This window comes from Vibrio sp. Vb2131, from assembly GCF_033338535.1.
Lineage (GTDB): Bacteria > Pseudomonadota > Gammaproteobacteria > Enterobacterales > Vibrionaceae > Vibrio > Vibrio alginolyticus.
The window spans coordinates 1-549 of the sequence record NZ_JAWOSW010000141.1; the positions used below are offsets into that span (position 1 = coordinate 1).

The 549-nt window shown below is 44.8% G+C and carries 1 protein-coding gene; it reads right to left on the reverse strand.

Annotated elements, in window-relative coordinates:
• The coding region (gene nadA / locus R7E38_RS23270) for a quinolinate synthase NadA (protein WP_318082208.1) at positions 1-517 on the reverse strand (517 nt) is incomplete at its 3' end.
• Positions 518-549: the final 32 nt, after the last annotated feature.

Here is a 549-nt window from a genome sequence, read left to right on the forward strand (position 1 = left end):
TTGGCTTATCTTCAGCGTCTAAGTGTTCCACGATTTCAAGCGCGATGCTTGATGTGACCACCCAGTCAGCACGAGCTTTCACTGCCGCAGAAGTGTTTGCGTAGACAACAACCGTATGATCTGGGTGTGCATCACAGAATTCACTGAATTTATCCGCCGGACAACCTAGATCAAGTGAACATTCCGCTTCCAGCGTTGGCATTAGAATTCGTTTTTCTGGTGTCAGAATTTTAGCCGACTCACCCATAAAACGTACGCCTGCAATAATCAGTGTGCTTGCTGGGTGGCGGTTACCAAACTTAGCCATTTCTAGTGAATCACCAACAAAACCACCTGTTTCTTCCGCTAGTGCTTGAATTTCAGGATCGGTGTAGTAATGCGCGATCAGTACTGCATCTTTTTGTTTTAGCAGCTCTTTGATGCTCGCGATATAAGACGATTTTTCTTCTTCGCTTAACGGAATTGGTTTTGGTGGGAATGGGTAAACAGTGTCGATTTTATCTAATATGTGGCTCATTGCTCTTGCTCTACGCAACTTCCTTTAATCCG